A 12,959-nucleotide genomic window follows, 5' to 3' on the forward strand; every position below is an offset into this window, starting at 1 on the left:
GTGGTGGGCGATGACGGGCTCGAACCGCCGACCCCCTCCGTGTAAAGGAGATGCTCTACCAACTGAGCTAATCGCCCGTCGTGATGGAGTCGCATTATAGGGATAGTTGAACTTACGTCAACGCTTTTTAAAAACAAAACTGCCTGTTCGTCGTAATTTTAGGCAAGGCGCGAGTTTTGCGTGCAATCGAGTCTATTCTTTATGCATCAATGGGGTGAATCGAGTACTTGATAGCTGTCACAGCGTTGAGGATTCAGTGCAGAGTGGTAGAATGACAGCCACTTTTTAGTTAATAGATAGCAACGTTTTTACGCGTTGCCAGATTAAGGCTGTTTTCAGATGAAAATCAAAACCCGTTTTGCTCCAAGCCCAACCGGCTATTTGCACGTTGGTGGCGCACGTACCGCGCTCTACTCTTGGCTATTTGCTCGTAATCTTGGCGGAGAGTTTGTACTACGTATAGAAGACACCGATTTGGAGCGTTCTACTCAAGCCGCTATTGATGCGATTATGGATGGAATGAATTGGTTGAATCTGGAATGGGATGAAGGCCCATATTTCCAAACTAAGCGTTTTGACCGTTATAACGATGTTATCGATCAAATGCTGGAAAACGGTACAGCGTATAAATGCTACTGTTCTAAAGAGCGTCTGGAAGCGCTGCGCGAAGAGCAAATGGCAAATAATGAAAAGCCACGTTATGACGGCCGCTGTCGTGATAGCCACGATCATCACGCTGATGACGAGCCTTGCGTCGTGCGTTTCCGCAATCCACAAGAAGGGTCGGTTATTTTTGACGACCAGATCCGCGGCCCAATCGAATTTAGCAATGATGAGCTGGATGATTTGATCATCCGTCGTACCGATGGCTCACCAACCTATAACTTCTGTGTTGTCGTTGATGACTGGGATATGGAAATTACTCACGTTATCCGTGGTGAAGACCATATCAACAACACGCCGCGCCAAATCAATATTCTCAAAGCGCTGGGTGCACCGGTACCTGTCTATGCACACGTATCAATGATTTTGGGTGACGACGGTAAAAAACTCTCTAAGCGCCACGGTGCAGTTGGTGTGATGCAGTATCGTGACGACGGCTACTTGCCAGAAGCCCTGTTAAATTACTTGGTGCGCTTAGGCTGGTCTCACGGCGATCAGGAAATTTTCAGCATTGATGAGATGAAAGCGCTGTTCTCTTTAGAGAACGTGAGCAAATCTGCCAGCGCCTTTAATACCGAAAAGCTGCAATGGTTGAATCACCACTACATTAATACGATGGACCCGCAATACGTAGCGACCCATCTGTTGTGGCACGTTGAGCAACTGGGTATTGAAACCCGCAATGGTCCGCAACTGTTCGAGATTGTTCAACTGTTAGGTGAGCGCTGTAAGACTCTGAAAGAAATGGCAGAAGCGTGCCGTTACTTCTATGAGGATTTCACCGAGTTTGATGCTGATGCGGCGAAGAAACACCTGCGTCCGGTGGCAGCACAACCATTAGAAGCGGTGCGTGCGAAATTAGCGGCGATTACTGACTGGACCGCTGAAAACGTTCATAACGCGATTCAAGGCACGGCGGACGAGCTGGGCGTTGGCATGGGCAAAGTCGGCATGCCACTGCGCGTTGCGGTAACAGGCGCAGGTCAATCTCCTGGCATGGACGTTACTGTTCACGCTATCGGTCAGCGCCGCACGTTGGCGCGTATTGACCAGGCATTAGCCTTTATTGCTGAGCGTGAAGCGCAACAATAAGCCTTTCTGTTCAATCAGGCCTACCATTAAAAAAGCCAGCCTAATAAAGGCTGGCTTTTTTGCTTCTGATCTTGCTAGTGCTTAGCGAGATGAGCTTTGTGCTTCAACCGCGGTGCTTGGACGATAAGCGATAAAGTAAAGCAGGGCGACGAAGCCTGCGCCACCTACGGCATTACCCAAGAATACTGCCGTGAAGTTAGGCAGGTATTGTGACCATGACAGCGCGCCGGCAAAAATAGCCGCAGGGATGATGAACATATTAGCGACAACGTGCTGGAAACCGATAGCCACAAATGCCATTACCGGGAACCATATGCCAATCACTTTACCGCCAACATCTTTACTGGCGAAAGCCAGCCAGACCGCCAGACATACCAGCCAGTTACAGCCAACACCAGAAACAAACGCATGCATAAAATCAGCGCTGACTTTTGCTTGTGCGGTGGCAACGGTTTTAGCCAGGAATGCGCCTTCGGTTAAACCGAGCACATGGCCAAAGAAGTAAGCCACGGCAAGGCTGCCAATTAAATTAGCGATAGTAACCCAGAACCAGTTACGGATGACTGAATATAGGCTGATTTGGCGGGCAAACCAGGCGATAGGCAGAACCATCATATTGCCCGTGAGTAGTTCAGCACCTGCCAGCACGGTTAAGATTAAACCCACAGGGAAGACTGCCGCACCGAGCAGGCCACCGAACGTACCCCAAGATGCAGGTAGTGTCCCTACTACATGCAAATCGAGTAAGAAGCCAATAGCGATAAAAGCGCCGCCCAGAAAACCGAGGACTAACAAATTAGTGACGGACAACCGGCTTTTATTTATGCCAGAAGTCACGGCCAGCGAGGCGATTTCTTTAGGTGAATTAAGGGACATGAGTGTGCTCTATAGTAAGGTTAGGGACAAAACGAGAGCAGGGTAATCTCAGTATTATCTTAAGACAAGGTGGGATACACATCTTGTAATAATCCAATAGGGGTATATCTGCAATTATTCAATATATGTGGGACAGCTACATGCACAGATCACATTTTATCTGCCATCAGATGAAAAACTCCTGTTATACCCGCGAGTTGACGCCTTTTTCAGCGCTTGACGGCATAAATCTATTTACTCATTGACAGTATGGATTGGGTTTCATATTATGCGCCCCGTTCACAGAGTTTAATCTGTCTGAAACGGGGCTATAGCTCAGCTGGGAGAGCGCTTGCATGGCATGCAAGAGGTCAGCGGTTCGATCCCGCTTAGCTCCACCAATCTCTTCTCAGAGACGATTGGTTGCTTGACGGTTTACCGGATAAGCGTAAGAAATTAAATTATGAACACCTCGTGTGGGGGTATAGCTCAGCTGGGAGAGCGCTTGCATGGCATGCAAGAGGTCAGCGGTTCGATCCCGCTTATCTCCACCAAATATTAAAGAAACCGGCCTCTGGCCGGTTTTTTGCTTTTTGCGTTCCGCCATTTTTCCTTTCGCCTTTTTTACGCGTCATCATCAATCCCTTCTGACGTTATTTCTCTTTCTGTCTATCGCCAACAACAGCCAATAAAAAAGGCGCCGTAGCGCCTTTAGAAAGTCATTATTGCGAATCTTGCTGATAAGGGCTTATGCCAAAACCAGGCCCGCGATAGAGGCTGACAGTACGCTAACCAGCGTTGAGCCGTACAGCAGTTTCAAACCGAAACGTGAAACCACGTTACCTTGGTTTTCATTCAGACCTTTAATCGCACCAGCAACAATGCCGATAGAAGAGAAGTTAGCGAATGACACCAAGAATACGGACAGAATACCTACGCCGCGTGGCGACAGCTGACCGGCCACTTTTTGCAGGTCCAACATGGCCACGAATTCGTTCGAGACCAGCTTGGTTGCCATAATACTGCCCACTTGCAGCGCTTCATGGCTTGGTACACCCATAATCCAGGCAAACGGATAGAACACGTATCCCAACACGCCTTGGAAGCTAATATTGAAAATGCTGGTAAAGATTGCGTTCAAGCAAGAGATAAGGGCGATAAAACCAATCAGCATCGCGGCAACGATAATTGCAACTTTAAAACCAGCCAGGATATATTCACCGAGCATTTCAAAGAAGCTTTGGCCTTGGTGCAAATTAGACAATTGCAGGTCTTCTTCGCTATCAACTTTATAAGGGTTGATCAAAGACAACACAATGAAGGTACTGAACATGTTCAGGATCAGAGCGGCAACCACATATTTTGGTTCCAGCATGGTCATGTAAGCGCCCACAATTGACATTGAAACTGTCGACATTGCGGTCGCTGCCATGGTGTACATGCGTTTTTCAGACATTTTGCCCAGCACGTCTTTATAGGCAATAAAGTTTTCTGACTGACCTAGGATCAAAGAGCTTACCGCATTGAAGGATTCCAATTTCCCCATGCCGTTGACCTTTGATAAAACAGTACCGATAGCGCGGATCACGATTGGCAGAATACGGAAATGCTGCAAAATACCGATCAGTGCAGAGATGAATACGATAGGGCACAAAACATTAAGGAAGAAGAAAGCTAATCCTTTTTCGTTCATACCACCAAATACGAAGCCGGTCCCTTCAGCTGCATATTTAAGAAGTTTTTCGAACAGATTCGAAAAACCTTTTACAAAATCCAATCCAACTTCGGAATTAAGGAAGAAGTAGGCTAACAGGACTTCGATGACTAGCAATTGAACAATGAATCGCAGTCGAATATTTTTGCGGTCACGGCTCACTAATAAAGCGAGTATAGTGACCACGGCCAAAGCTAACACGAAGTGCAGTATACGGGACATGGGTGCTCCAAATTTGAGGCAGGCTAAATTTCGACGGACATTCTATGTAACGCGTACATTAAAAACGAGACTTAGATTGCAAAAATAGAAAAATAGGACGTAAAACTCAATATTTCTTCTGATATAGCATTAAAAATCAGAATGTTAAGAAAGATAATTATAATTTGGCTTATTATGTTAACTTTATGAATGTACGTCTTACGTTCAAAATATGGTCAAAAGTCTGTTTTAAGGAATTAAATCCGCTCGTTAGGTAAAAAACAAATTTAACATGAATGATGCTGAGCAATGCCATTGCTTTTGCTTATTACCTATCACAACAATTACTTATAACATCGCGCACATGCTTGATAATCATTATCATTTGGCTATCTTATCGGTCATCGCAATCTTGGTAATAGTACTAACTGTAAGGGTAAGTTGATATGTCCAATCTCCAGACTGGATCCTCTGGGCGCTCATCAAGAAAGATTAAGCTCTCATTAATGGGACCAGCCTTCATTGCCGCTATTGGTTATATCGACCCGGGCAATTTCGCGACCAATATTCAGGCCGGTGCCTCTTACGGTTATCAATTGTTATGGGTGGTTGTGTGGGCCAATATCATGGCGATGTTGATTCAACTCATGTCTGCCAAACTAGGGATTGCCACCAATAAGAATCTGGCGGAACACATTCGTGACCGTTTTCCGCGTCCGGCTGTTTGGGCTTACTGGATACAGGCAGAAGTTATCGCCATGGCGACCGACTTAGCCGAGTTTATTGGTGCAGCCATTGGCTTTAAATTACTGCTAGGCGTCTCGTTATTACAAGGTGCGGTGCTCACCGGTATTGCGACCTTTATTATTCTTGCCCTGCAAAATCGCGGGCAGAAACCGCTTGAATTGGTGATTGGCGGGTTATTACTGTTTGTCGCAGCCGCCTATATCGTCGAATTATTCTTTTCGCAACCGAATATAGGTGCGTTGACCAAAGGGATGTTGGTCCCGACGTTATCCGGTAGCGACGCCGTATATCTTGCCGCCGGTGTATTAGGTGCAACCATCATGCCGCACGTTATTTATCTGCACTCTTCGTTAACCCAGCGTTCAGAGGATAACTCAAAAGCAGAGCGTTATTCGGCGACCAAGCTTGATGTTGCCATTGCGATGACCATTGCCGGTTTTGTGAATCTCGCAATGATGGCAACGGCTGCGGCAGCGTTTCACTTTAGCGGTCATAGCGGCATTAGCGAGTTGGATCAGGCTTATCTCACTTTAAAACCGCTATTAGGTGATGCCGCTGCGATAACCTTTGGCCTGAGTTTGGTGGCAGCCGGTCTTTCTTCCACGGTAGTGGGCACCATGGCTGGACAGGTGGTGATGCAAGGCTTTGTTAAGTTCTATATTCCACTCTGGATACGCAGAACGATTACCATGCTGCCGTCTTTTATCGTGATCATGGCGGGATTAGATGCAACGCGCATATTAGTGATGAGCCAAGTCCTGCTCAGTTTTGGTATTGCATTGGCGTTGCTGCCGCTGCTGGTGTTTACCGGTAATCGCCAATTGATGGGGAACATGGTTAACTCACGCCCGATGCAATATACCGGCTGGGTCATCGTCGTGCTGGTCGTCAGCCTGAATATTTATCTGTTAATTAGCATGTTGAAATAGCCTGCTCGCGGGCTGTTTCAACTGTCGCTCGAGTCGGGCTGTAAAGGCGAGAGTAGCCGGTCGATAAACCAGCTACCAGCCGGGCCCGGCTGGTTATTCTTAGACCAGGCAACATCGACGGAAACTAATTTAGGCCAGTCGCGCGTTTTGATAGCAACCAGTTTATTATGACCAAATTGCTTAACCATCCAATGCGGCAAAATAGCCCATCCAAATCCCTGTTCTGCCATTTCCAAAAGCATTAAATAACTTGGCGCTGACCATCTTAAGCCGTGTGCCTGTTTCGTGCTGGGGCGGCTGTAAGGCTGTAGGTAGAGCTGGCGGAAAGTATGTAATCTCTCGGGTAATACCTCATCAATAGCGGCGAGAGGATGATCCTGTGCCACAAAAATGGACATCTCAGTTTGTTCAGGTAGTCGGGCGACGGCAATATCCGGCGGGTAGTTTGGTTGCACGGTGATAACACCTAGATGAGCGCGGCCGCTTTGCAGCAGATCTATCACATCTTGATCCTCGGCAATCAGACACTCAAATTCAATATCGGGATAACGTTGTTCAAAGCGCCGAAGTAAGGCTTCGTGGTGCGTGGGCTGATAAGTGTCGGACAGAACAAATGTCAGCCGCGTTTCTATTTGCGTTGATAAACGGACTGCCAGCTCATCAAGGCGCTCGCTGGCGGCCAATATCTCTTGGACGTGAGTTAATACTCGAAGCCCTTGCGCAGTGAGTTTCGGTTGGCGGCCTGAGCGATCAAATAGCGTCAGGCCCAAATCGATTTCAAGATTGGCAACGGCGGTACTAATTGTCGATTGGCTTTTACGCAGCTTACGCGCCGCACCAGAGAAAGAGCCGGTATCAGCCGTTTCGATAAAAGCCAGCAATGCTTCAGGCGAGTAGCGCAATATGTTATCTCCTTTTATCTTGTTCTATCTATTTTATCGATACTTCCTATCTTTCATCTATCTTTAAAATCAATAAAATCTGCGTCATTGGCCTAATTCAGGTCGGAGTAAAGATTAATAAGGTGGTAAATATGTCTACGCATCAATCCTCAAACAATCAGAAAAGATCCTTTCCTGAGAGGGTAGCTCATGCCGTGGGCTTTGAAGTAATGGCAATACTGATTTCTGCACCAATAGCCTCATGGCTGTTGGATAAATCAATGTTTGATATGGGGGCATTGGCGCTAATGCTCTCAACTTCGGCGATGATATGGAATATTATTTACAACAGCTTGTTTGATAAATTATGGCCGCAATCCAAGGTTCCGAGGACCTTAGCGATACGGATTTCCCATGCATTGGGTTTTGAAGGCGGATTTATTCTGATTGGTCTGCCGATTGCTGCCGCGTGGCTTGGTATTGGATTATGGTCGGCGTTTATGCTGGAGATTGGATTCTTCCTTTTCTTCCTGCCTTATACCATCGCCTACAACTGGGTTTATGATTTGCTGCGCCAGCGTTTATTAAGCAATGGGTTGCCGAAAGTCGGCGATCGTATTTAACCTTTATTAGCCGCAGAAAAGTGTCTGGCGTTCCGATGCACTAGTTTTATATTTTCGGCGCTTTAGACTGTCTGCGGCTGCATTTCTGACGGGTTCTCTTCCTGCTTTGTCTCTCGATTACCGCCTGCACGCATCCGAAGTTTCTTGGGTATAGCTGTAATAGCTCAAATGAACATTGCAGCTATTGGCGTTTACCGCTATTTTGCCTGCATTAAATCTTAAAGTACTCAACATCCTGCTGGCTATTACTGCTCAATCTTGTGCGCGAAAATACGCGTCATGATAGTGCTGTGCCCAGGATCTGCGACATCTTATAGCGGAGAATAAAATGAGCAAATACGCTTTGGTCGGTGATGTAGGTGGCACCAACTGTCGTTTGGCACTCTGTGCGCTTGAGAATGGTGAAATTTCTCAGGCGCAAACATTTTCAGGGCTGGACTATGACAGCCTTGAAGCGGCAATCCGCTACTATTTAGACCAACAACACCAGCAAGTCGATGCCGCATGCATTGCGATTGCTTGCCCTATCACTGGTGACTGGGTGGCAATGACCAATCACACTTGGGCTTTCTCCATTGAAGAGATGAAAAAGAGTCTTGGTCTGTCTAACCTCGAAGTGATCAACGATTTTACTGCCGTTTCAATGGCGGTCCCGATGTTAGAAGAGCGTGACCTGTTGCAATTTGGGGGGAAGAAGCCACAAGACGGCAAGCCAGCGGTGATTTATGGTGCCGGAACTGGTTTAGGGGTGGCCCACTTGATTCACGCTGATAAACGTTGGTTGAGCTTACCGGGTGAGGGCGGCCATGTTGACTTCGCCCCGAACAGTGAAGAAGAAGATATTATTCTTGAGCAGTTGCGTATCGAAATGGGACATGTTTCTGCCGAACGTATTTTGTCAGGCCCAGGTTTGGTTAACCTGTACCGCGCTATTGTTAAATCTGATCGCCGTGAGCCGGAAAAATTGGAGCCGAAAGACGTCACTAAGCTGGCATTAGAGGACAATCTCGACTGCCGCCGTGCATTGTCGTTGTTCTGTGTGATTATGGGCCGTTTTGGCGGCAATCTGGCGCTGACAATGGGTACGTTCGGTGGGGTTTATATTGCCGGTGGAATTGTGCCGCGTTTCCTTGAGTTCTTTAAGGCTTCTGGTTTCCGCGCGGCTTTTGAAGATAAAGGGCGTTTCAAAGACTACCTGATGGATATCCCGGTTTATATGATCACTCACGATCAGCCGGGTCTGCTTGGTGCTGGCGCTTACCTGCGCCAATCTATTGGCTATACGCTGTAATAACAGATCCGCTTTCTGGCTATTAAAAATCGGAGCATTTTGCTCCGATTTTTCTTTCTAATATCCCGCTGCTTTTTCCGCTTACAGGCGCATCAGATTGCGGAACTCCTTCACCTTGCTGCGGCTTACCGGCACTTCAAAATCTAAATCGCTTAAACGCAAAATGTAGGTGTTGTTGAACCAAGGTACGATTTCGCGAATTTTGGATAAATTGACGCAGTATGAACGATGACAGCGGAAAAAGTGTTCTTCTGGAAGGCGGGTGCAGAGCTCACTGATGTTCATCGGCATGGTAAATTCTTCACGCCGGGTATACACCTTGGTCACTTTTTCATGCGCTGCTGCGTAATAGATATTATTGATATCCGTGACGATAATTCGTTCATCTTTGATGAGGTTGATGCTGTAGCTGTTGTGGCGTGCGTTATTATTGGCAGCGGGTGGTTGGTTTTGCAGCTGCTTATCGCGGATAAAATGAGCTTCCAGTTTTTGCAGCATCGTCACAATACGTGACTCATGATATGGCTTAAGAATGTAGTCAAATGCTTCAATCTCAAAGGCAACCGCTGCGTGTTCTTTATAAGCAGTAATGAAAATGATGTAAGGCTTATGAGCGAATTTACTGATATTTTGTGCCAATAACACGCCATCGAGCGATGGGATGTTGATGTCTAAAAATATTGCATCAACTTGGTGATTTTGCAGATATTTGAGTACATCAAGCCCATCATCAAAACGGCCGACAATATCGAGTTTACTGTGGGTTTTGATCAGGTAGCTAAGCTCTTCTTGAGCCAGGAATTCATCCTCAACAATAATCACTTTCACAGGTGTATTCCCTTGGTACGATGGTACTGAAAAGGCTTAAAATTAATACGCATCTTGGCGCTGGTTCAAGGCTGTTTGGCTCACAATCGGCCCAGCTTCTTGGGTGATCAAAAACGAGATTTCTGTTCCTGGGTTAAGGCGGGTGATCTGCAATCCTTCACCATAAAGTAATTTTACTCGATGATGGACATTCAATAGCCCAATTCTATTACCCGGCATTTCGTTATTGGCAACCCTATCAATAATATCTTGATTAATGCCGTAACCCGTATCTTTTACCGAAATTTTAATTTGCTTACCCTGGCGCTTCACTGTGATGACCACAACACCTTTTCCACTTCGTGGAACAATGCCGTGCACAATGGCATTCTCGACGAGTGGCTGAATCAGCAGGCTAGGGATTTTTAGCGAGATATCATCATCTATATCGTAGATAACGGTCAGTTTGCTACCAAAGCGCGCCTGTTCGATAGCGATATAATCCTGAACCTGATGTAGCTCTTTGCGCAGATCGATAAGCTCGTCGTTGAGTTCAAGGTTGTAGCGTAGATATCGGGAAAGATTGATGATCAGTTGCCGGGCAATATCCGGGTTAATGCGAATGGATGAGGAAATTGCATTCAGCGCATTAAACAGGAAATGGGGATTAATTTTGCTTTGCAGTGCCCGCATTTCGGCCTTATTCGCCATCTCACGTAGTTGCTCTGCGCGTGATACTTCCATCTGAGTCGAAATGATCTGCGACAGGCCTATCGCCATAATCTTCAAGGAATAAGTAATACGGTGCGCGTGGCAGTAGTAAATCTTCAGCGACCCAGTGACAACACCTTTCTCCCATAAAGGGATAATTATCATTGAGTGAATCTGCGGCGTTCTATCGATTTCATCATTATTTTTAATGGTGATTTGACCTTGAGTAATGGTGATTCTCGTGGTTTCACTGATCTTCTCATGGCCAATATTGTACTGTTCAGCCCCTACGCCTACGTAAGCCAAAATGTTTTTGGTATCGGTAATTGCTACCGCATCAGCGTCAATATCTTCACGGATGATATCGCAGATAGTGGATAGCGAGGCTGCATTGATATTGCGGAAATAGGGGAGAGTTTTATTGGCGATATCTAACGCAAGCTTTGCCTGTCGAGCCGCAATCACTTCTTTCTCATCTTCAACGCTTTGTACTAACTGGATGATTAAACCAATAGAACTTGCGCCAATAATCAACGGCGCACTGATATGCATGACGATATCTAGCCCGAGCGAGAAAGGTTTCGACATCAGTAGAATCAATACCATCGTTAGCGTTTCACATAACATCCCGCCAATGATACCGACTTTCCACAGGTTTTTTTTCTTTACCCGCAAGTTGATGTAACCAGAAAGAAAACCGGCGATCACACTGGTAATTAAGCAAGGAATCGACGTCACGCCGTGGATATCGATTAAGAATCTGTGGCCACCTGAAATAATGCCGGTAATGATCCCCACCCAGGGGCCAAAAAGTATCCCGCCAGACATTATGGCGATAGTCCGCACATTAATCAGCGATCCCTCGACCTGAATGCCGGACAGCGTACCAAAAATGCCAAACAGAGAGAAAATAGCGGTAACGGCAACCAGTTCAAGTACCGTGTGATCGGCGCTGTCTTTTTGCAGCAGTTTGCGAAATACCCGCGAACGCGTCAGGAAAAACAGGCAGATAAGCATCAGGGCGGCGCGGTCAAATACCGCCAGTGTCATATCAAAAATATCGTGCAAGACGGACTCTCTGCGCAAAAACGCTACTGCGCGTAATGGATTCGGTGCTTAGTATAGATAAATGCCATTGGCAGCGCTATCCGCGATGGAGGCTTCTTGTTGTTTAGCGGAAAAATGTTGTGTTATTAAATTAATAAAAAGAGGAAGAGAACGGCAGGATATATCGACTGAAAAGGGTGTTGAAGTAAATGATAATGTGAGAATCTTATTTTATTTCATCCTAGGTAATTAGCGTTGTTTTATGATGATGATTAACCAGTTTGAGGCATTTTTTTTATTTTTCATAAATATAAATAGGTATAAGTTTTGGTTCGGTATATAAACGGGGGGATGGTTTTACTTTTTATAATGACGTGTTGTTATCATTTAGGGGTTATCGTAGGGGAGGGCAGTTTTTTATTATGTTTGCTAGCCTGCGTAATTGAATGTTCATTTGATGATCTTTTGATGTAAATAACGGTTTGAATGCTATTTAGCGCGAAGTTATTCTCCGCGCTAAAGCTACACAGAAATAAGTACAGGTCTTATTTCATGTTGGCACTTATTTTACGCTGGCAATAGTACCTTTGTAACCAGTAACGGTCACATGGATCTTTTTGAATACGCCATAGTCTTTAGTATTGATTTCGTAGCGAGGCGCAATAATCAAGTCAGCGCCAGAGGCTTTAACAGCATTGTAACTAGCAGCAGATTTTACAGAAGCTGTTGAATCAGCGAAAGATAATGCGCCACCGGTGCCGTAGTCTACGCCATCAACGTAATTATTACCTTCACCCCATTTGATGAAGCCCATTAATACGTTTGCCGTTGCTTGACCTTCAATTTTTTCACCAACAGTAATATTAGCTTTAACTGAAGATTCAACATTACCTACTAATGCAGAGGTAGGTTGACTGGTATTATAAGAAGAACAACCCGCCAGCAGAGTTAATACAGCAGCCATTGCAGAGATTTTTAATTTGTTTTTCATCATTCATCCATAAGTGAAATATATAAATCAAGAGGGGGCGATAATAGGCATGAAATGATAATTTTTATTGATCCAAGTCAATTTAAAACCAGTAACTGATTATTTTAACCCAAATAAATATAACGATTGTGATTGTGAGTGCAAATATTGAGATGTTTCTTGGTTGATTGTTTGAAATATACTTTTTTATTTTTGGTGTGATTGTTTTTTAAATATGATTTTTTCTAGCTAATAATGGTTAACTGTAATAGGTAGTGTCTTTTTTTTTGTTTTTTATAATTTCTTATAGAAATAGTTTCGAGGTGTTTGGTATTTATTGGGAAGATCTTTCTAATATAGATTAATGAAAATCGAATATTTTAATAAAACATGAGATAAAAAAGGCCATCAAGAGATAGCCTTTAGCA

The 12,959-nt window shown here is 45.2% G+C and carries 10 protein-coding genes and 3 tRNA genes; 6 read left to right on the forward strand and 7 right to left on the reverse strand.

Annotation, left to right across the window (positions count from 1 at the left end):
* Window position 1: 1 nt before the first annotated feature.
* A tRNA-Val gene (locus ACL9RG_RS21340) sits at window positions 2–77 on the reverse strand.
* Window positions 78–339: 262 nt separating this feature from the next.
* Here ACL9RG_RS21340 and gltX point away from each other — a divergent pair.
* Window positions 340–1,755, forward strand: coding sequence for a glutamate--tRNA ligase (gltX, locus tag ACL9RG_RS21345; protein WP_422794674.1), 1,416 nt, complete (start codon window positions 340–342; stop codon window positions 1,753–1,755).
* Window positions 1,756–1,836: 81 nt separating this feature from the next.
* Here gltX and ACL9RG_RS21350 read toward each other — a convergent pair whose 3' ends face one another.
* Complete coding sequence (locus ACL9RG_RS21350; protein WP_422794675.1) at window positions 1,837–2,631, reverse strand: formate/nitrite transporter family protein; 795 nt, start codon at window positions 2,629–2,631, stop codon at window positions 1,837–1,839.
* 304 nt (window positions 2,632–2,935) lie between these two features.
* Between ACL9RG_RS21350 and ACL9RG_RS21355 the strand changes: the two genes are divergently transcribed.
* Together ACL9RG_RS21355 and ACL9RG_RS21360 are read left to right on the forward strand one after the other, a co-directional pair.
* Window positions 2,936–3,011: transfer RNA gene (locus tag ACL9RG_RS21355), tRNA-Ala, on the forward strand.
* A gap of 77 nt (window positions 3,012–3,088) precedes the next feature.
* A tRNA-Ala gene (locus ACL9RG_RS21360) sits at window positions 3,089–3,164 on the forward strand.
* 194 nt (window positions 3,165–3,358) lie between these two features.
* Here the strand turns inward: ACL9RG_RS21360 and ACL9RG_RS21365 are convergent.
* Window positions 3,359–4,546 (reverse strand): NupC/NupG family nucleoside CNT transporter, encoded by a 1,188-nt coding sequence (locus ACL9RG_RS21365; protein ID WP_422794676.1) that lies wholly within the window; start codon window positions 4,544–4,546, stop codon window positions 3,359–3,361.
* 425 nt (window positions 4,547–4,971) lie between these two features.
* On the opposite strand from ACL9RG_RS21365, the gene ACL9RG_RS21370 reads away from it, so the two are divergent.
* A complete protein-coding gene (locus tag ACL9RG_RS21370) occupies window positions 4,972–6,201 on the forward strand; it encodes an Nramp family divalent metal transporter (RefSeq protein WP_422794677.1) in 1,230 nt (409 codons plus the stop codon).
* A gap of 17 nt (window positions 6,202–6,218) precedes the next feature.
* Here ACL9RG_RS21370 and ACL9RG_RS21375 read toward each other — a convergent pair whose 3' ends face one another.
* Window positions 6,219–7,103: a LysR family transcriptional regulator gene (locus ACL9RG_RS21375; protein ID WP_422794678.1), complete on the reverse strand. Its 885-nt coding sequence runs from the start codon at window positions 7,101–7,103 to the stop codon at window positions 6,219–6,221.
* 131 nt (window positions 7,104–7,234) lie between these two features.
* Here ACL9RG_RS21375 and ACL9RG_RS21380 point away from each other — a divergent pair, with 131 nt between their 5' ends.
* Both ACL9RG_RS21380 and glk read left to right on the forward strand, forming a co-directional pair.
* On the forward strand, window positions 7,235–7,705 hold the full coding sequence (locus ACL9RG_RS21380; RefSeq protein WP_422794679.1) for a multidrug/biocide efflux PACE transporter: 471 nt from the start codon (window positions 7,235–7,237) through the stop codon (window positions 7,703–7,705).
* Window positions 7,706–8,033: 328 nt separating this feature from the next.
* A complete protein-coding gene (glk, locus tag ACL9RG_RS21385) occupies window positions 8,034–8,996 on the forward strand; it encodes a glucokinase (protein ID WP_422794680.1) in 963 nt (320 codons plus the stop codon).
* 81 nt (window positions 8,997–9,077) lie between these two features.
* Here the strand turns inward: glk and ACL9RG_RS21390 are convergent, their stop codons facing one another.
* The 3 genes from ACL9RG_RS21390 to ACL9RG_RS21400 form a co-directional block, all read right to left on the reverse strand.
* The gene (locus ACL9RG_RS21390) at window positions 9,078–9,824 is read right to left on the reverse strand and encodes a LytR/AlgR family response regulator transcription factor (protein WP_422794681.1); all 747 of its coding nucleotides are present in this window, start codon (window positions 9,822–9,824) and stop codon (window positions 9,078–9,080) included.
* A gap of 42 nt (window positions 9,825–9,866) precedes the next feature.
* The gene (locus ACL9RG_RS21395) at window positions 9,867–11,582 is read right to left on the reverse strand and encodes a LytS/YhcK type 5TM receptor domain-containing protein (RefSeq protein ID WP_422794682.1); all 1,716 of its coding nucleotides are present in this window, start codon (window positions 11,580–11,582) and stop codon (window positions 9,867–9,869) included.
* Between the two features lie 541 nt (window positions 11,583–12,123).
* Window positions 12,124–12,555, reverse strand: coding sequence for a hypothetical protein (locus ACL9RG_RS21400; RefSeq protein WP_422794683.1), 432 nt, complete (start codon window positions 12,553–12,555; stop codon window positions 12,124–12,126).
* Between the last annotated feature and the right edge of the window lie 404 nt (window positions 12,556–12,959).

The organism is Rouxiella sp. Mn2063 (assembly GCF_049319665.1).
Classification (GTDB): Bacteria; Pseudomonadota; Gammaproteobacteria; order Enterobacterales; family Enterobacteriaceae; genus JBMOUD01.

Excerpts from the sequence above, each read along its gene's own strand:
- gltX (WP_422794674.1), top strand. The coding sequence starts at position 340 with ATGAAAATCAAAACCCGTTTTGCTCCAAGCCCAACCGGCTATTTGCAC.
- ACL9RG_RS21350 (WP_422794675.1), bottom strand. The coding sequence starts at position 2,631 with ATGTCCCTTAATTCACCTAAAGAAATCGCCTCGCTGGCCGTGACTTCT.
- ACL9RG_RS21365 (WP_422794676.1), bottom strand. The coding sequence starts at position 4,546 with ATGTCCCGTATACTGCACTTCGTGTTAGCTTTGGCCGTGGTCACTATA.
- ACL9RG_RS21370 (WP_422794677.1), top strand. The coding sequence starts at position 4,972 with ATGTCCAATCTCCAGACTGGATCCTCTGGGCGCTCATCAAGAAAGATT.
- ACL9RG_RS21380 (WP_422794679.1), top strand. The coding sequence starts at position 7,235 with ATGTCTACGCATCAATCCTCAAACAATCAGAAAAGATCCTTTCCTGAG.
- glk (WP_422794680.1), top strand. The coding sequence starts at position 8,034 with ATGAGCAAATACGCTTTGGTCGGTGATGTAGGTGGCACCAACTGTCGT.
- ACL9RG_RS21400 (WP_422794683.1), bottom strand. The coding sequence starts at position 12,555 with ATGATGAAAAACAAATTAAAAATCTCTGCAATGGCTGCTGTATTAACT.